A 14067-nucleotide genomic window follows, 5' to 3' on the forward strand; every position below is an offset into this window, starting at 1 on the left:
AAGACAGAATTATAAATACCCTTAATGGAGTTAAGAATGAAAAAAGTAAGTGTAATTGCTGCTGCTGTTGCTGCAACTTTAGCTGCTGGTTCTGCTTTCGCAGTGGATTTCCACGGTTACATGCGTGCTGGTGTTGGTGTGAGCGCTGATGGTGGCCAACAAGTAACATTTGAGAAGAACAAAATCGGTCGTCTAGGTAACGAAGGCGATGTATACGGTGAAGTTCAACTAGGTAAAGAAGTTTACAACAACAACGGTAAAACGTTCTACGTTGACTCAATGTTCGCAATGACTTCTAACGGTTCAAACGACTGGGAAAGCACTTCGGCTAACTGTGGTCTAAATGCTAAGGGCGACAAAGTAGAGTGTGTTGACGATGCACAATTTGCTCTACGTCAGTTCAACGTTCAAGCTAAAGGCGTTCTAGACTTCGCTCCAGAAGCAACGCTATGGGCTGGTAAACGTTACTACCAACGTCACGATATCCATATCTCTGACTTCTACTACTGGAACATTTCTGGTGCTGGTGCTGGTATCGAAAACATCGAAGCGGGTCCAGGTAAACTATCTCTAGCATGGGTACGTAACGACCGTAGCGACATCACTGACCCAGGTAACGACGGTAAAGCTGCAAACGTAAACACACTTGATGCACGTTACGCAGGTCTTCAACTATGGAACAACGCTTCTCTAGAGCTAGGTCTTAACTACGCACTAGTTAACGAAACTGACGCTGCGCCAAACAGCACTAAAGATGCAAAAGATGGCGTAATGTTCACAGCTGAATTGACTCAAGGTCTAGATTCAGGCTTCAACAAAACTGTAGTTCAGTACGGTACTGAAGGTTACTCTAAAACAATGGCGTTTTACGGTGACGGTAGCTGGTACGGTGCAGAAGCGAAAGATGGCGCATCTGGTTACCGCCTAATCAACTGGGGTGTAATCGGCATGGGTGACAGCTGGGAAATGGGTCACCAGTTAGTATACGGTGTTGGTGAAGAAATGTGGGCTGGTCAAGACAAGTGGGAAACTATGTCTGTAGTCGTTCGTCCAATGTACAAATGGGACGACAACCACAAAACTATCTTCGAAGCGGGTTACGCGATTGATGATAACGACGGTGACGAAAACAAATACGGTAAGCTAACAGTTGCTCAAGCATGGTCTGCTGGTTCTAGCTTCTGGGCTCGTCCTGAAATCCGTCTATACGCTTCTTACCTAACAGCGGATAAAGCGGACAACTCAAACACATTCGACAACGGTCGTTCTGACGATACATTCCAGTTCGGTGTACAAGCGGAAGCTTGGTGGTAATCATCTAACCATTAAGTCCTAAATTGTCCTAGAATGATACAGCCAGAACCTATCTGGCTGTATTTATTTCAAAAACAATAACGAGTCGAGGTAGACGGTAATGAAAAAATGGCTTGCTCCCGTGCTGTTGGGAATGTTGGCTACGGGTTGTTCTTCTGTAGAACAAGTAGACATGAGCCCGAAAGGTCAGCAACAAGTGATCACGCAGTCGGGTGATATTCAATGGGTACCAATTGATGTACCTGCGGTTACTGAGTTCGCTTTGACTGATAAAAGCCAAATGCTATTAGATGGTAATAGCGCAGGCGCAATTGCAGCGTTCGCTCTACCAGGTAATCGCGGCAGTCTCGATATCAAACTAGAGACATTCGTAAACAAGAACCTAGAGTTCTATGCACCAAACGTCGTTGTAATGAATGCGGCGGGTGAACCTATTTACCAAGCAGATTTTTCAAAGTTTGAGTACGTGCCAGCAAAACTACTGGACAACGATAAGTTCGTACTTGAAATGAATGTAATTCCAGACATGACAGGTAACGATTTGCATGTGTTGGTTTACACCACTTCCGATGATCTAAAAGGAAGTTCAGAAGTTCTTCACCCTGCAAAAGCCTTCGCACTGGCAAATCACACTCAGCCGCCAGATATTGCAGATCCTCAAGCGAAACACAGCCCACTTGGTCAGTTCCGCTTCTCAGTATCCGCGAACGATATCGTGAATACTAAAATTGTCGCGAAAAACGACAATATCCCACAAGGTACGGATTTAACCAGCTACTACCACAGCTCGATTAAAGCAGCGGTCGCGGCTAATGATATTCCGAAAGCACTAACACTGCTTGATGAAGCGAAAGAATTGGGCATCGAAGGTGCACAAGAAGTATTTGTGAAAGCAGTAAATACAAAATAATTTAAAAAAGGTCAGCGATATGCTGACCTTTTTTATTACTCTATTTGAGTGTTTAAAACTCACCCCTACATATAGTTAGCTTATTCACAAATTTATTTGTTTTACTTTGTTTTTTATATTTAACAGATCAATAATTAAATTGTGTTCCTAACCTTACTCGTCATCGATTAGGAAATAATTAAACCTATCAAAGTAATCTGGCTCAGCAAGATATAGAATAATATTCTTTATCGGTGGTTCGATATTTTGTTCTTTTTAAATATTAAACTTTTACCAACTTGGTGAGTTTTTATTTACTTTGGAATATTAAAAAGGAATTAACGTGAAAATGAACATGATGAAAACATCACTTGCTGCTGCCTTACTTGTTGCTCTTGCTGGTTGTCAATCAACGGCAGAACCAGAAGCGGCGGCTGAGCCTATTGTTAATCTATCTCAAGATGAAGTCGTCGCTTTTATGGCGGCTTGTGATAACCCAGATAGTACGGCGAAAGGTCCAATTTCTAAGCCACTGTTTGTTGTTGGTACGTTTGCTGATTCAGATTGGAAGCATGTACCTCAACGCCAATACACTTATAAAGGTAATAACTTCTACCAAGTTGTGACGCAAGAAAAAGTAGGCTCTTACAAAATGCAGTACGCGACAGAGTTGTGGTTCCCACAATTTACTGCGAAAGGCAATCGAATGAACGTGGGTGAATTAACACCACTGACTTTCGGTGGCTACGGAACGGATACAGCGGTTGATATTAAAGAAGATGGTAAATATGTTTGGAGTCTTCAATTTGAAGGCGAAGGCAAACCACTTCATGTAATGGTTAATAAGTGCCAATAATATTCCATTTCGTTATTTAGATTTGCTTTTTTATTAACCCCTACATGGAGAACGTGTCGGGGTTAATTTTATTTTGGAGAGTTTAATGCACAATGTCCGATATAATAAACTGCTTGGTAAATCGCTTATTGCGTTGAGTGTTGTCGGTGTTTTATCGGCATGTAATTCCTCTGGCGGCAGTGATAGTGGCAGTACACCACTTCCAGATTCGAGTTATGCCTGCCAAACGAATGTGATGGAGCAGAGTAATCAGCTTCGCACGTATCAGATCATGGTTGAGAGCTTTGTCGATGGTGATTCAAACATAGGTCATGGGACCGGATATGGTACCAGTCATCACAATGGCGACTTACAAGGCATCATTGATTCCCTGGATTATATCCAAGACTTAGGCATGAATGCGATTTGGTTGACGCCAGTTTTTGAGTCTCAAGCGATTACGGGACAAGATCACTGGGCAGATCGCTTGGATGCAACGGGTTATTTTGCTACGGATTATTTTAAGATTGATCCTCGCTTTGGCGATTTAGAAACGGCAAGAACCTTAGTTAATGAGGCACACAAGCGTGGTTTGTATGTCTTTTTTGATGGCGTATTCGGTCACCACAAAGATGGATTGATCAAACCTTCTCCGTCTGGCTTGCTGCCTACTGGTGGTAGTAATCCTGTTGATTATCCTGCCAGCTTAGACTTCTACAAAGAAGTGGCGACCTATTGGGTGAAAGAGCTGAAGATCGACGGCTGGCGTTTGGATCAGGCGTATCAAGTACCAACGGATGCATGGACACAGATCCGCAAAGCCGTCGATGATGCTTCGCAAAGTGTGACTTACACCAATGCTGATGGCAAAGACGTTAACCCTCTTGGCTATATGGTTGCAGAGATTTGGAAGGGCGAATCTGATATCGCAAGTGAAGCGTATGGGTCTGCGGATGATCCCGCGTTGTGCTCGGCGTTCGATTTCCCAATGCGTTACCGCATTGTAGAAACGTTAGCGGTAAATGAAAGTGGCGTGGGTGGGCGAGGTGTTGATTGGTTAGATAATGGCTACCAAACGCACAATCAGTATCCATCCCATGCGCAGCCAAACTTAATGATTGGCAACCACGATTTAGTTCGTTTTGGTGACTTACTTCAACGCGGTGGTATGGCCGATATTAATGACGCCGAGTATTGGCAACGTCATAAGGCTGCGTTTGCTTTCCAAGCGGCTTATACCGGACCAATTACGCTCTACTACGGCGACGAAATTGGCGATCAAGTTGATGGGTTTGCTGCGAAAGAAGACAATAACACCTGCGCCGTGCGAGGCGTGTGCGATGACCATGTCGCCCGCAGCAGCGCTAAGATTGAGGGTGTGACAGCAACCTTGGATGCAAATCAAGTTGACCTAAAAAATTACGTTAAATCTTTGATGGCGATGCGTGCAGCTCATCCAGCCCTGTATCAAGGTTCTCGCGTTAACTTAGCGGCGAGCAATGGTAGTTATGTCGATCTGAAAAAGTCTGGCAGTGATCAGGTGTTGTTTGCGCTTAATACATTAGAAAGCGCTCGAAACGTTATTTTGACCGAGGCGCAAGTGGGTAGCTCTCAAGCGCTGGTGGACTTGCTAACGAACCAAACAATCACACCAAGTAATGGGCAATACCAGATCCCAATGTCCGCACTACAAGGGCGATTCTTTAAAGTAACGTCGAGTGTGCAATAGCATCTAAGGCTACTTGCTCATTAGTATTTTATTTCTATCCAAAGCCAAGTGCAGTCTTCTACCCCCATAGAGACTCACTTGGCTTTTTTTGTACGTTTTAGAAATCATATACCCAGCTAATTCCAAGATGCTTGACTCAGCGAGAGTGATTTAGTTTGTAGACGTGGCGGCGATTTAAAGGTTTAGTTCTTCTAAATCAAGAGCCGACAGTAAAGTCTACAGGACAAGGTCTTACTGTTTGCAAAGAGTACCCTTCGGGGAAACAGGAAATCCATGACAACGCTCTGAATCCTGTATCTTGAAGTGACTTGGGTATGACAAGTTCTGTTGTTTCGATTCCTATCTCTATCTCTATACGCATGTTCTATCTTACTGTTTTATATCGAACAAACGATGCTATCTAAATCGAGAAACAGTACGCAATTTGTGAGATGCTCTGCACGATAATGAGAATATTCACATTCGTGCAACGTAAAATTGTGAGTTAACGCTTATTTATATGCGATCATTATGTTTATCTTTTCTTGGATTTATATAACCAATGGAAAATTATAATGAAATCCATAGCGAAACCCCTCTTTATCCTACCTTTGCTTTGCTCTCCATTCGCCTACAGTGATGTCATCAACGGTGACTTCGAACAGTGGAATGGCAATTCGCCAACACAATGGGCTGTGATTGACTCTGGTATTGCGGTATCTCCCACTAGTAACCAAGTGCAGTCCGGCGGTTTAGCGGCGCAAGTAGTCGTGAATACGGGTACCCAAAGCAACACGGACTTTCTGCAAACCATTAATGTGGAGCAAGGGAAAACCTATCCATTTGCAGTGTCTGTTTATCACACTGAAGGCAATGTTAAAGCGCGTCTGATTGTTGATGGGTACCATGGTTATTCAAACCCTAAGCAAACCAATCAATGGCAACAGCTCACACACAGTTATACCGCATCATCAAATAAAACCATTAACGTTGGTCTGAGATTCTATGATGAATCGGGCTTTGATGGCTCTGAAGTAGTGTATGTCGATAACTTCCTACCTAACCAAGACGGTGGAGGTACTCAGCCTCCGGTTGAAAGCTGCAATGATAATGAAATCCGACTGACTTTGACGACTGATAGTTACGGCTCAGAAACCAGCTGGGAACTGAAGGACAGTCAATCAAAAGTACTCTTCTCTGGTCAAGGTTTCGACTCTTATAAAACCTATGAAAAGACCATGTGCTTAACCGATGGTGACTATCAATTTACCATCAATGATAGCTACGGTGACGGCATTTGTTGCAGCAGCGGTAACGGCTCGTACGCTTTGATGCTTGGTCAAAAAACGCTTGCTTCAGGTGGTGAATTTACTAAAACGCAAACCACTAGTTTCACGCTTGGTGAAACAACTACACCACCGGTCGTCGGGGAATATTACAAAGCGGCGGAAGGCAAAACAGGTTTTGCATTGAAAACGGCGTTGTTCAATATCATCAATAACCACACTGGTCGTGGCTACTCTGCGATTTGGACATTGGTGAAAGATGCCGATCTGGACAACTACTATGAAAAAGACGGCACAATCCTAGACATGTACTCAGAAAAACCATTGGGTAATGATGCTGTCAGCTTCACCAAAGTGACAGATCAGTGTGGTCAATACAAAGCTGAAGGGGATTGCTATAACCGCGAACACTCATTCCCGAAAAGCTGGTTTGGTGGCAAAGTTGAACCAATGAACTCAGACGGTCACCATTTGTTTGCGACCGATGGTTATGTGAATGCTAAGCGTAGCAACTGGCCATTTGGCGAGGTGGGTAGCAGCACTTATGTTTCTAATAATGGCTCAAAATTAGGTTCAGCCACTGCATCTTTGGGCTACTCAGGCACAGTATTTGAGCCAATTGATGAGTTTAAAGGTGACTTCGCTCGTGCTTACTTCTACATGGCAACACGATACGAAAACGTGATTGGTAATTGGGAAAAGAACTCAAGCAGTTCAGACGCTGTACTCAATGGCACAAGCACGACGGTATTTGAACCATGGATGCTTAACATGCTTAAGCGTTGGCACAAAAACGATCCGGTGAGCGCGAAAGAAATCAATCGTAACCAACAGGTATTTGATTTCCAGGGTAACCGTAACCCGTACATCGATCATCCGGAATTTGTCGAAATGGTTTGGGGTAACTAATCTCGTCAACAGACCCCAATAAAGCCGTCCACTTGGGCGGCTTTGTTTTTATTGTGCAAACTTCGCGATGAGCTTGGCGAGGGTTTCCATAGCTGGCTGCCAGTTTTTTTCAGCTCCGAAGTTCGCCACACTGAGGCGGATACAGTTTTGGTACTGCCCCTGCGTGCCAAATACAGAGCCGGGTAGAATACTGATCTTGTGTTCATTACAGGCTTGATAGAGCGCGTAGCTGTCAGTTTTTGGTGGTAAGCGTAACCAAAGTAAGAATGAGCCTTGTACGGCATTGATTTGATAATTATTTTTTAATTCAAAGTGTGCGTCTAAACATTGATTTAGCATTTGCAAATATCGACGGACGTTTGCTTGGTACACGCGACACATTCGCGCCGTATGCGTGCGATATTTCCCCGACGTCAAAAAGGTCGCTACCGCTGATTGCATCAAGTTCAAGCTGCCCATGTTTTCACACAATAAATACTGCTCGACCTGAGCACGATAACGCCCTGCCAGCATCCAACCAATGCGAAGCCGTGAATCGAGTGTTTTCGATAAAGAATTCACATAGATCACTCGTTGTTTTTCATCCAATTTTCGTAGGCTTGGCAAAGTCTTATCGAAGCTCAACGCACCAAATACATCATCTTCAATGATGGGAACGTCTCTAGAGACCGCGAGTAGCTGCTTTCGTCTTTCAAGTGGCATCAGAGAGCCGGTTGGATTGGTAAAGTTCGGTGTGACGACAATGACTTTGACCTCCCATGTTGCCATTGCTTTTTCTAGTGCGTCTGGGTCCATACCATCTCTGGGGCAGCTTGGGATCTCAACCACTTGTAAACCAAGCGATTCAAGCATTAATAAGTTACCGAAATAGCACGGTGATTCGACAGCGACAATATCGCCGGCTTGTGTTGTTGCTCTTAATGCAAGGCTGATTGCTTGTTGGGCACCATGGGTTACCAGAAGATCGTCAACATTCGCAGGGGTTCCCAGATCTTGAGTGATCTTAGCCAACTGTTTGATCAACAAATCATCGCCTGGTGGCAATTGATAATGGCTGGATATATGGCTTTGCTGGCGACTATGGCGACCAATTTCGGCATACAGACTTTTGATTGCTGGGGCATCAATATTTGGGTGTGCAGAACCAGTCGGAAGCCGCTCTTGATACTCAGGGTAAGTGAGGATTTGCTTACACACGGAAAGTAAATCCACACGCGTAGGCTTGGCGATCTTGGCTTCACTTTGTTCCGTGGGTTTTACGCGATAACCGGATTTGGGCACAGAATAAACCATGCTTTGCGCTTCCAGCTCTTGGTAGGCACGGATCACCGTGTTTTTACTTACTTTAAGCTCGGTGCTTAATAGACGGATGGAAGGTAACTTATCGTCCGGTTGATAGACCCCATTACTGATCGCTTGTTTGAGGTGATGCTCGACGATCAAGTACTTATTCGCATCAAGCGTACTGATTAAATCTGTACCCATAAAAACACTTCCATCTGTCACTTTTTGAAAACACTGTACCTAACTACATTAGCAACATTCGAGATTGAAAAACATTCAAAATTTAAAAACAGGTAGAGTGAGGGCGCATCATGTTAATCAGAGCCATTCCTTTTGTATTCGTTATCCTTTGGGCTTCTGGGTTTGTCGGCGCGCGCTTTGGTTTGCAATACGCTGAACCAGCAACCTTATTGTCGATTCGCATGGCGTTTAATGTTTTGCTGTTCCTAGTGATAGTGGTCTTGCTGCGTCGTCGTATTCCAACGGGCAAGGACTTTTGGCACAGTTGTGTGGTTGGTGTATTGATTCACGGTTTTTATTTAGGTGGGACGTACTTTGCTATTAGTTTGGGTATGCCAGCAGGACTAAGCTCGTTATTGGTAGGTATACAGCCCATTTTAACTGCCGTGCTGTTGGTAGTGTTCGCTTCTGAGCAATTTAAGCCATCACAATGGATTGGTTTGTCATTGGGCTTTGTCGGCATTGCGATGGTGCTGATGGGTAAGATGGAATGGCAGTCGGATTTGCACAAAACTTTAGCGATTGGTGTGTGTTTGTCATCTCTGTTTGGTATTACCGTCGGCACGTTGTATCAAAAGAAATACTGTCAACAAGTGGACATGGTGGGAGGCGCAACGGTGCAATATTTGGCGGCATTGGTGATGTTTCTACCTGTTGCAATGCAGTTTGAAACCATGCAGGTGCAATGGACAGCGGAGTTTATTTTCACCTTGATTTGGTTAGTGGTTGTTCTGTCTTGCGTAGCAATTTTATTGTTGCTGTACATGGTCAAGAATGGTGCGGCATCAAGCGTTGCTTCTGTGTTTTACCTTGTGCCTCCAACCACGGCGCTTCAAGCTTGGTTTGCGTTCGGTGAGTCATTTGATTGGATGGGTATTATTGGCTTTGTGTTGGCAGCGACCGCAGTATATTTGGTGGCGAAAAAGCCTGAATTTCCAACGCTTAAATCAAAGTTTGCAAAGCAAAAACGTAAAATATACCTAAATTAGGTAGGGACATTTGCGTGCCAGAGAGTACAATCCGGCTCTCAATATTGTGTGGAGCCGGGTAATGACCGTCAAGCCAGATCGAATGACCGCAATGCGCGATATCATTGCACAAGTAAAAGCTGAACTGCCGATTTATGAACCAGAGACGTTTGTTTGTGGTCCTGAAGGACAATGCATTGGTTGTCCTAAAAAACTGTTGGAGATGGTCGATTCAGAATTGAGTTATTGGGAATCGGCGATGGAACGCGGTATCACTCCTCAATTTGATGAAATTCGTCGCTTTGGCAAAATGTGCACCAGCGTGCGTCGAGGTCTAGTACGTAATAACGTCCCTTTGTTGAACGCTTAATCAACACTTTTTCGACATCCCCTTCGTTACCTTGTCTTCATTGATATAGCAAATGAAGACAAGGGGCACCCATGCGTAAATTCTTTTTCTCTGTTGTTTTCTTATTGCTTGTATCCAGCTTTGGATTTGCAGGCTATAAATGGTTTACCGATAACCAATACGGCGAGGCGGACCTAGTCGCAGGAAAGCAGCGTTTTGAGTCTTATTGTGTCTCTTGTCATGGTGATAAAGGGCATGGAGATGGTCTTGTTGCCAAAGCCATGGACATTAAACCCGATAATATATCTGCCGAGCTCTTAAACCCGTTTGGGACGAAAGTGGAGCTGATTGGTTCTGTCTTGGAAGGTGGTAATGGGCAGGGCGGTGCAATGCCACCATTCAAAACTGTGCTGAGTGAAAACGAAGTCAATGACATATTTGAATACATCAAAAGTATTAACTAAATAAGATTCTTATTTTAGAAACAAATACTTAACCTGATCGTTTGTGCCGTAGTAGTTTGAATTTAGTCGAGTTTTTTAGCTAATTGCTGAGTATGTTTCAGCACAACTTAGTGGCTGGTCTCAAGTTCTTAATTGGTTCGGTTTTTCTCTCAGTTAGTGCGTTTCTCTGCGTAATTTCAGCGATATATTGGCTCGGTTCTCACATGGAAGTGGGAGCGACGACCTTTACCCTCGGCCATTTCGCTGAATCAAACATCAAGAGGCTACTTGGGTAACTATCATTTGTCTGTATGCCGAGAGATAAGAAGTGAAAGCAAAAGGATTTACGTTGATGGAAATCACCATTGTGCTCGCAACATTGGGGTCCATTGCTCTCGCAGCTTTACCTGTCTTGCTCGATATCCACCGCCAAGCATACGCGTCTATGCTGCACAGTTCACAGTCCTCTCTGGGGACATCTCTTAAGTTTTTTCATGCCAAAGTTGTTATTGATGATGCACAGGATAGTCAACAAATCACTTATGTTGACCATCAAGTGAAGATGCTCAGTGGCATGCCGGAAGCAAGTGCGAACAGTATCCGTGCTTTATTGGAAATAGGATTACCCGCCAAGGGCAATTCACCCATCGATAAGCCGTGCCATGGCAGCGATTTTTGTATTATGGGCAATCAATTTCCTAACAGTACACACTTTGTTGAGATCCCAAAATACCAATTTATTGATCACTCTGGTCTAGATCGTGTGGTGTACATCTGGCCGCAGGGCTATACCTTGGAAAGTGAGGCGTGTTATTTCTATTACGTTAATCAAGCATCAAATCGCTCAGTGGTAAGAGGGCATGTTACTGAAGGGTGTTAGGTACGGGCAAACTTGGCGTTCACCTAAAAACACAAAGCCCCAAGTTCAGAACTTAGGGCTTTGTTTATTCTTGGGTTGGAAAACTCAGCGAAGCGCTAAATCTCTGCGACCAACTTTTTTAGTAGGCGTAACATCTCTTTCTGTTCAGCCGGCTCTAACGGGCTCATTAGTGCTTTATTGACGTTCAACGGAATTGGCAGCAAGGTTTCTTTGAGGTTTCGCCCTTCTTCCGTGAGGTAAATTCGGAATGATCGGCGGCTATTTGGATCAGGGTGGCGCTCCACTAAACCAAGCTTCTCAAGCTTGTCCAAAGTGCGAGTCGTGGTTGAGTTTTCTACCTTAGATTTCGCCGCAATATCGCGCTGTGTTACGCCTTCTTCTTCCCATAAACACATCATGGTTGGCCAAAGCGCTACTGTGAGACCATGCTTCTTGAGTTCGATCTCAAATCGCTTTGCCGCATCGTGTGCAACCACGTTGATCATCCAACCAAAACTGTCTTGTCTATCAAACTGTTCGCTCATTTTCTTTCTCTTATGATAAAGCAACGATTGTCATGGTAACCAATGTTGCGGCAACTAGCACCCCCAACGCGCGGCTTTGCGGTGCGAGATAGACAATTTTTTGCTCAGCAACAGAGGTTTCTTTGATTGTTTTGGTCTGCTTACCAGTGATCATGGCTTTCACTAATGGTTTGCCTTTTAATTTATAAAGAAGGATCGCGCCAATATGTAAAGCGATCAATATTGGTAAAAGATCGACCAAGGTTAAATGTAGCCACTCCATGCCAGCGAATACGTCATCGTTAAGCCAAACTTCCGAATAAGGCCATGTGTCGAATACGCCACCAAGAGCCATTCCAGAAATACATTGAAGCAAGAGTGCTGTCAGCATGGTTACTACCATCCAGCCGCCAGCAGGGTTGTGACCAGCAGTGGCTGCCGATTTTCCCTTTAAATAAGAAATGATGTCTTCCGGGGAGCGGAGAAACTGACGAAATAGGTTAGTCTCACTGCCGATGAATCCCCATACCATTCGCCATACTAGCAGTGTGAATAATGCCAATCCAAGTTGGATATGAGGACCGTTACCAGACAGCCCAGATGCCATCAATGCTATAAAAAGTAAAACTTGACTCCAGTGGTAGAGCCTTGTTGCTAAGTCCCAAATCTTCATCATTTACCTCGATCGTTTTGTTGTGTGATGATCTTCTTTACGGTAATTTACACAACAATAGTTGCGTGCGCAATGATTGTCGTGTAAATTTAAATCCAACAACCCAACAATGAAGAACGATTAGGAGAAAGACATGAAAAAGACACTGGCACTGATTGCACTTTTACCGACCATTTTTGTACCAACAACGCTTTTTGCTCAAGACTTCAGCTCTCAAATCGACATGCGCCAGAATGCGTTTGAGCAAATTGAATCTCTATCGAAGCAAGCGGACAAGACTCTGAATGGCAGTAATACCGATTGGCAAGCTTTAGCGCAGATCGGCAATGAACTCTCTCGTCATAGCGAACATTTGCTACAAGCGTTTCCGCAAGGTAGCCAAGCTGATAGCAAAGCGAAGAAAGAAGTGTGGAGCAAGCCAGAGAACTTCAATCGTTTGATGGTGCAAATGGATGAAGGGTTCGTTCAACTGTATCAAGCAGCGCAAGATCAACAAGTTTCAGCAGCCGAGGCTGGACTCAAACAAGCCCAGAGTACTTGTCGTAGTTGCCATCGCGCATATCGTAGCCGCTGGTAATAGAGTCAACCACATTGAATTTAACTTGAAGCAGATAAGAAAATCGTAAAATGAAAGGTAACCTTATGAACAGAATCATCCTATTGAGCACACTTGCTGTTGCGTCTTTCTCAAGTTTTGCTGCTGATTACGGCGTTGAACTAGCCTGGAATACTAACGATGTGGAGCAGGTTTTACAGACATTACCAAAACAGAAAGCCGCATTTAATCAACTTATCGAGCAAGGTGATGTGAAAGACATGTTCGTTTTACCAAGCAGTATTGATGGTAAAGTGGTACAAATTCTGCGTTTTGTTTTATCAGCAGAAAACGAAGCGGAAGTACAAGCAAAACTGCAAGACTTACCCATGTACCAACAAGATTTGGTGAAGATCGCGAGTATCCAACCTTTGGGTGCTAAATGGTTAGATAACACGCCTGAGAGTGATAACTACAGTGTGACATTGCGTTGGAAAGAGGGGGTTGAGGCTTTAGAAATGGACCGCGTATTGGGTGTCGATTTACAGCGTGTTATCAATCTGAACAACTCTGGTTTAATCACTTCGTCTTATATCAATACCCAAGTACTCGACAATGGCATTGAGCGTCCAATCTATTCAGTCGCTGTGTTAGCCAAGGATGCGCAGCAGGCACAAAACCTAATGTACTCTTTTGAAGCGGTTCAGCTTGGCTATGCGACATTTGAAATTGAATACTTGGGTAAAAAGTTAGATATGAAAAGTTAACCGAAAGTCTCTTTATTCAAAGCTCAAGATAAAGGCGTAGCATGTCTTTATGTTGAATGCCGTTTTCCCAAATTGGTTCTGGGTAGTGGAGTAAGAAATGATTTTTGTCCACGCTCTCTACCCTAAAACCTAATCGCTGATAATACGTCAGTTGATAACCAAAGGTACCCGTTCCCAATATCAGTTTTTGAAATGATTGACTTTTCATGGCTTCAATTGCAAAACGCAATAGATTTGAACCAATGCCGCGTTGTTGATGTATTGGCGCGACTGAAACGTTCATGATTTCAGCTTGTGTTTTCGAATGAGGTAATATCACACATGCACCAACAATTTGATTGTCTTCAATAGCGGCAAAGCCAATGGATGTATCAAGATATCGCTCAATGTTATCTTGATTAGGGTCTGCCTCTAGCAGCAAAGTCATTGGAATTTGGTTTGGTGGTAAAGGTTTAAATTCAATCATCACAATTACGTGTTAAGT

General features: G+C 43.9%; 15 protein-coding genes. 11 read left to right on the plus strand and 4 right to left on the minus strand.

Annotated features, from left to right (window positions below; genetic code table 11):
- The first annotated feature begins 36 nt into the window (after positions 1-36).
- The 5 genes from ABMY42_RS14940 (at position 37) to ABMY42_RS14960 (ending at position 6941) form a co-directional block, all read left to right on the plus strand.
- Positions 37-1314: a maltoporin gene (locus ABMY42_RS14940; protein ID WP_005449575.1), complete on the plus strand. Its 1278-nt coding sequence runs from the start codon at positions 37-39 to the stop codon at positions 1312-1314.
- A 100-nt stretch (positions 1315-1414) separates the two neighbouring features.
- A complete protein-coding gene (locus ABMY42_RS14945) occupies positions 1415-2224 on the plus strand; it encodes a MalM family protein (protein WP_005449574.1) in 810 nt (269 codons plus the stop codon).
- A gap of 328 nt (positions 2225-2552) precedes the next feature.
- Positions 2553-3059, plus strand: a complete 507-nt coding sequence (locus ABMY42_RS14950) for a hypothetical protein (RefSeq protein WP_017189880.1) — start codon at positions 2553-2555, stop codon at positions 3057-3059.
- An 85-nt stretch (positions 3060-3144) separates the two neighbouring features.
- The gene (locus tag ABMY42_RS14955) at positions 3145-4767 is read left to right on the plus strand and encodes an alpha-amylase family glycosyl hydrolase (protein WP_349266493.1); all 1623 of its coding nucleotides are present in this window, start codon (positions 3145-3147) and stop codon (positions 4765-4767) included.
- A gap of 554 nt (positions 4768-5321) precedes the next feature.
- Positions 5322-6941 carry an endonuclease gene (locus ABMY42_RS14960; protein WP_349266494.1) on the plus strand — a complete coding sequence of 540 codons (1620 nt, stop codon included), beginning with the start codon at positions 5322-5324 and terminating at the stop codon, positions 6939-6941.
- A 48-nt stretch (positions 6942-6989) separates the two neighbouring features.
- On the opposite strand, the gene ABMY42_RS14965 is transcribed toward ABMY42_RS14960, so the two are convergent.
- Positions 6990-8426, minus strand: coding sequence for a PLP-dependent aminotransferase family protein (locus ABMY42_RS14965; protein ID WP_349266495.1), 1437 nt, complete (start codon positions 8424-8426; stop codon positions 6990-6992).
- Between the two features lie 110 nt (positions 8427-8536).
- On the opposite strand from ABMY42_RS14965, the gene ABMY42_RS14970 reads away from it, so the two are divergent.
- The 4 genes from ABMY42_RS14970 (at position 8537) to ABMY42_RS14985 (ending at position 11105) form a co-directional block, all read left to right on the plus strand.
- Positions 8537-9454, plus strand: coding sequence for a DMT family transporter (locus tag ABMY42_RS14970; protein WP_005449569.1), 918 nt, complete (start codon positions 8537-8539; stop codon positions 9452-9454).
- A gap of 61 nt (positions 9455-9515) precedes the next feature.
- Positions 9516-9803, plus strand: coding sequence for a hypothetical protein (locus ABMY42_RS14975; protein ID WP_005449568.1), 288 nt, complete (start codon positions 9516-9518; stop codon positions 9801-9803).
- A 71-nt stretch (positions 9804-9874) separates the two neighbouring features.
- Positions 9875-10246, plus strand: a complete 372-nt coding sequence (locus ABMY42_RS14980) for a cytochrome c (protein ID WP_050903296.1) — start codon at positions 9875-9877, stop codon at positions 10244-10246.
- A gap of 331 nt (positions 10247-10577) precedes the next feature.
- A complete protein-coding gene (locus ABMY42_RS14985; protein WP_017818234.1) occupies positions 10578-11105 on the plus strand; it encodes a hypothetical protein in 528 nt (175 codons plus the stop codon).
- A gap of 95 nt (positions 11106-11200) precedes the next feature.
- On the opposite strand, the gene ABMY42_RS14990 is transcribed toward ABMY42_RS14985, so the two are convergent.
- On the minus strand, positions 11201-11629 hold the full coding sequence (locus ABMY42_RS14990) for a MarR family transcriptional regulator (protein ID WP_009695880.1): 429 nt from the start codon (positions 11627-11629) through the stop codon (positions 11201-11203).
- Positions 11630-11639: 10 nt separating this feature from the next.
- Positions 11640-12281 (minus strand): cytochrome b/b6 domain-containing protein, encoded by a 642-nt coding sequence (locus ABMY42_RS14995; protein WP_269984963.1) that lies wholly within the window; start codon positions 12279-12281, stop codon positions 11640-11642.
- A gap of 133 nt (positions 12282-12414) precedes the next feature.
- On the opposite strand from ABMY42_RS14995, the gene ABMY42_RS15000 reads away from it, so the two are divergent.
- Together ABMY42_RS15000 and ABMY42_RS15005 are read left to right on the plus strand one after the other, a co-directional pair.
- Positions 12415-12858 (plus strand): cytochrome c, encoded by a 444-nt coding sequence (locus tag ABMY42_RS15000; RefSeq protein WP_005449549.1) that lies wholly within the window; start codon positions 12415-12417, stop codon positions 12856-12858.
- 65 nt (positions 12859-12923) lie between these two features.
- Positions 12924-13583 carry a hypothetical protein gene (locus tag ABMY42_RS15005; RefSeq protein ID WP_029788729.1) on the plus strand — a complete coding sequence of 220 codons (660 nt, stop codon included), beginning with the start codon at positions 12924-12926 and terminating at the stop codon, positions 13581-13583.
- A gap of 16 nt (positions 13584-13599) precedes the next feature.
- On the opposite strand, the gene ABMY42_RS15010 is transcribed toward ABMY42_RS15005, so the two are convergent.
- The gene (locus tag ABMY42_RS15010) at positions 13600-14049 is read right to left on the minus strand and encodes a GNAT family N-acetyltransferase (protein WP_017818231.1); all 450 of its coding nucleotides are present in this window, start codon (positions 14047-14049) and stop codon (positions 13600-13602) included.
- Between the last annotated feature and the right edge of the window lie 18 nt (positions 14050-14067).

The sequence above is a fragment of the Vibrio sp. SSH13-20 genome (assembly GCF_040104475.1).
GTDB lineage: Bacteria > Pseudomonadota > Gammaproteobacteria > Enterobacterales > Vibrionaceae > Vibrio > Vibrio harveyi.

Excerpts from the sequence above, each read along its gene's own strand:
- ABMY42_RS15005 (WP_029788729.1), top strand. The coding sequence starts at position 12,924 with ATGAACAGAATCATCCTATTGAGCACACTTGCTGTTGCGTCTTTCTCA.
- ABMY42_RS14950 (WP_017189880.1), top strand. The coding sequence starts at position 2,553 with ATGAACATGATGAAAACATCACTTGCTGCTGCCTTACTTGTTGCTCTT.
- ABMY42_RS14990 (WP_009695880.1), bottom strand. The coding sequence starts at position 11,629 with ATGAGCGAACAGTTTGATAGACAAGACAGTTTTGGTTGGATGATCAAC.
- ABMY42_RS14955 (WP_349266493.1), top strand. The coding sequence starts at position 3,145 with ATGCACAATGTCCGATATAATAAACTGCTTGGTAAATCGCTTATTGCG.
- ABMY42_RS14980 (WP_050903296.1), top strand. The coding sequence starts at position 9,875 with ATGCGTAAATTCTTTTTCTCTGTTGTTTTCTTATTGCTTGTATCCAGC.
- ABMY42_RS14995 (WP_269984963.1), bottom strand. The coding sequence starts at position 12,281 with ATGAAGATTTGGGACTTAGCAACAAGGCTCTACCACTGGAGTCAAGTT.
- ABMY42_RS14960 (WP_349266494.1), top strand. The coding sequence starts at position 5,322 with ATGAAATCCATAGCGAAACCCCTCTTTATCCTACCTTTGCTTTGCTCT.
- ABMY42_RS15010 (WP_017818231.1), bottom strand. The coding sequence starts at position 14,049 with ATGATTGAATTTAAACCTTTACCACCAAACCAAATTCCAATGACTTTG.
- ABMY42_RS14975 (WP_005449568.1), top strand. The coding sequence starts at position 9,516 with ATGACCGTCAAGCCAGATCGAATGACCGCAATGCGCGATATCATTGCA.
- ABMY42_RS14985 (WP_017818234.1), top strand. The coding sequence starts at position 10,578 with ATGGAAATCACCATTGTGCTCGCAACATTGGGGTCCATTGCTCTCGCA.
- ABMY42_RS14945 (WP_005449574.1), top strand. The coding sequence starts at position 1,415 with ATGAAAAAATGGCTTGCTCCCGTGCTGTTGGGAATGTTGGCTACGGGT.
- ABMY42_RS15000 (WP_005449549.1), top strand. The coding sequence starts at position 12,415 with ATGAAAAAGACACTGGCACTGATTGCACTTTTACCGACCATTTTTGTA.
- ABMY42_RS14940 (WP_005449575.1), top strand. The coding sequence starts at position 37 with ATGAAAAAAGTAAGTGTAATTGCTGCTGCTGTTGCTGCAACTTTAGCT.
- ABMY42_RS14965 (WP_349266495.1), bottom strand. The coding sequence starts at position 8,426 with ATGGGTACAGATTTAATCAGTACGCTTGATGCGAATAAGTACTTGATC.
- ABMY42_RS14970 (WP_005449569.1), top strand. The coding sequence starts at position 8,537 with ATGTTAATCAGAGCCATTCCTTTTGTATTCGTTATCCTTTGGGCTTCT.